This window comes from Corynebacterium sp. (assembly GCF_030538285.1).
In the GTDB taxonomy this organism is placed as follows: Bacteria; Actinomycetota; Actinomycetes; order Mycobacteriales; family Mycobacteriaceae; genus Corynebacterium.
The window spans coordinates 1-2,756 of sequence record NZ_JAUNUG010000090.1 but is presented as its reverse complement, the minus strand read 5'-3'; the positions used below and the strand labels follow the sequence as shown (position 1 = coordinate 2,756).

At 64.8% G+C, this 2,756-nt stretch carries 4 protein-coding genes; all 4 read left to right on the top strand.

Features of this window, described 5'->3' with window-relative positions:
- The coding region (locus Q4G50_RS14575; RefSeq protein WP_303378376.1) for a signal recognition particle protein at positions 1-1,196 on the top strand (1,196 nt) is incomplete at its 5' end.
- A gap of 86 nt (positions 1,197-1,282) precedes the next feature.
- Complete coding sequence (locus tag Q4G50_RS14570; protein ID WP_303378375.1) at positions 1,283-1,825, top strand: hypothetical protein; 543 nt, start codon at positions 1,283-1,285, stop codon at positions 1,823-1,825.
- Between the two features lie 2 nt (positions 1,826-1,827).
- On the top strand, positions 1,828-2,037 hold the full coding sequence (locus tag Q4G50_RS14565; protein WP_303378377.1) for a helix-turn-helix transcriptional regulator: 210 nt from the start codon (positions 1,828-1,830) through the stop codon (positions 2,035-2,037).
- 172 nt (positions 2,038-2,209) lie between these two features.
- Positions 2,210-2,749 (top strand): 30S ribosomal protein S16, encoded by a 540-nt coding sequence (rpsP, locus tag Q4G50_RS14560; protein WP_303378374.1) that lies wholly within the window; start codon positions 2,210-2,212, stop codon positions 2,747-2,749.
- The last annotated feature ends 7 nt before the right edge of the window (positions 2,750-2,756 follow it).

The following is a 2,756-nucleotide window of genomic DNA, read 5'->3' as shown; positions in this document are numbered from 1 at the left end:
CGGTCCAGCAGCTGCAGATCGTCGGTGAGCGCGCCGGCGTGCCCACCTTCGCCCCGGACCCGGGCACGAGCATCGACTCCCACGACCACGACATGGGTACCTCCCACGGTGACCCGGTCGACGTCGCGAAGCGGGGTATCGAGGAGGCCCGACGCCTGCAGCACGACGTCGTCATCGTCGATACCGCGGGTCGCCTCGGTATCGATGAGACCCTCATGACCCAGGCCCGCAACATCCGCGACGCCGTCAATCCCGACGAGGTCCTCTTCGTCATCGACGCGATGATCGGTCAGGACGCGGTCACCACCGCCGAGGCCTTCCGCGACGGCGTCGACTTCACCGGCGTCGTGCTCACCAAGCTCGACGGTGACGCGCGCGGTGGCGCCGCCCTATCGATCCGTGAGGTCACGGGCAAGCCGATCATGTTCGCCTCCACCGGTGAGAAGCTCGAGGACTTCGACGTCTTCCACCCGGAGCGCATGGCCAGCCGCATCCTCGGCATGGGCGACATCCTCAGCCTCATCGAGCAGGCCGAGCAGGTCCTCGACCAGAAGAAGGCCGAGGAGACCGCCGCCAAGCTCGGCTCCGGCGAGCTCACCCTCGAGGACTTCCTCGACCAGATGCTCATGATCCGTCGCATGGGCCCCCTGGGCAACATCCTCAAGATGCTGCCCGGCGGCAAGCAGATGAACGAGATGGCCGACATGGTCGACGAGAAGCAGCTCGACCGCATCCAGGCCATCATCCGCGGCATGACCCCCGCCGAGCGCGAGGACCCCAAGATCCTCAATGCTTCTCGACGCAAGCGCATCGCCAACGGTTCCGGTGTCACCGTCACCGACGTCAACCAGCTGGTCGAGCGCTTCTTCGAGGCGAAGAAGATGATGGGCAAGATGGCCGGCCAGCTCGGTATGCCCGGTGGTGGCATGCAGCGTTCCGCCACCAAGAAGCGGCCCAAGGGGCGCAAGGGCAAGGGCGGCAAGCGCGGGCCGGCGCGTCGTCCGCAGATGCCGGGCATGCCGGGTGGCGGAATGCCGGGCATGCCGGACATGGCGCAGCTCCAGGAGCTGCAGAAGCAGATGGAGTCGGGCGGCGGCATGCCGGGCATGCCCAAGCTTCCGGGCATGCCGAAGATGCCGAAGGGCATGGAGAACATCGATCTGGACAACCTCGATTTCGGGCAGGGCAAAAAGTAGCGGACAGCTCTTGCGGCATATCGAATAACGATGTAGCGTATCGATTATCGACACATCGACAATCGATATGTAAGGAGTTGTTTCCCATGAACCGCACCCTGACCCGTACCTCGTCCCTCATCACCTACGGCGTCGTCGTCTTCTTCATCCTCTCTGACGTCTTCACCGTCCTGCGCACCCGCACCTTCGACGCCGCCGTCACCCCGCTCCTCGATCCGTCCCTCACCGAGAAGGGTCGACTGACCTGGGAGGCGATTGCCGGCGGGCCAGCTCCCTACTACGTCGCCGGCTATGCGGTGTCCGTCCTCGCCCTCCTCGCCGCAGCCACGCTGCTCATGCTCGTGGGGCTCGACTTCAGCCGCACCGGCGGTGTCATCCGCCGGATGCCCGCCCTCGTCAATGCCGCCATGTTCGCGGTCCTGGGCTGGGGAGTGGGACAGTTCATCACCCACATCGGCAACAACTTCGCCGCGAACATCCACGACGTGCAGGACCAGTGGAACTTCATGACCACCATCAACCAGCAGACCCTCGTCCTCTGGCTGCTCTTCCTCACCGTGCTGTCCACCATCGTCTACGTCCTGCGCCACTCGGTCGACCTCGAGCAGGAGACGGAGGACCTGGTGTGAGCATCGATGTCCGTTGCCACCTGGGAGAGCTTCTCGACGCCCGCGGCCTCACCATCGCCGAGCTGTCCAAACGCGTCGACATCACCCCGGTCAACCTCTCGAAGCTGAAGAACAACCGGGCGAAGGCCATCCGCTTCACCACGCTCATCGCGCTGTGTGAGGAGCTGGACTGCCAGCCGGGCGACCTGTTCACCGTCGAGACCATCGGGTGATTTCATTCCACCCGGTCCAGCCGGTATAGTTCTTCAGGTTGCTGCGTCATACCGTCCCCGACCCCGGTCGGCCGGTCTCGTCACGCGCAGTGAAATCCAGGGGTTGAACCGGCCCGCCGACAGGTGGCGGGTGTCTGAACTGCCCAGTGACCAGAAACATGAAGGAGCCACCATGGCTGTCAAGATCAAGCTGCAGCGTCTCGGTAAGATCCGTACCCCGCACTACCGCGTCGTCATCGCCGATGCCCGCACCCGCCGCGACGGCAAGGTCATTGAGAACATCGGCATCTACGAGCCGAAGCAGGACCCGTCCGTCATCAAGATCAACTCCGAGCGCGCACAGTACTGGTTGTCCGTCGGCGCCCAGCCGACTGAGCCCGTCATGGCCCTGCTCAAGGTGACCGGTGACTGGCAGAAGTACAAGGGCCTCGACGGTGCCGAGGGCACCCTCAAGGTGGCCGAGGAGAAGCCGTCCAAGCTGGACCTGTTCAACCAGGCCCTCTCCGAGGCCAACGACGGCCCGACCGCTGAGGCCATCACCGAGAAGAAGCGCAAGGCCAAGGAAGAGGCCGAGGCCAAGGCTGCTGCTGAGAAGGAGGCCGCCGAGAAGGCTGCCGCCGAGGAAGCCGCTGCTGCTGAGGCTGCCGAAGCTGCCGAGGCCGAGTCTGAGGAGGCTCCGGCTGAGGAGGCTTCCGAGGAGAACGCTGAGTAAAGCGCTC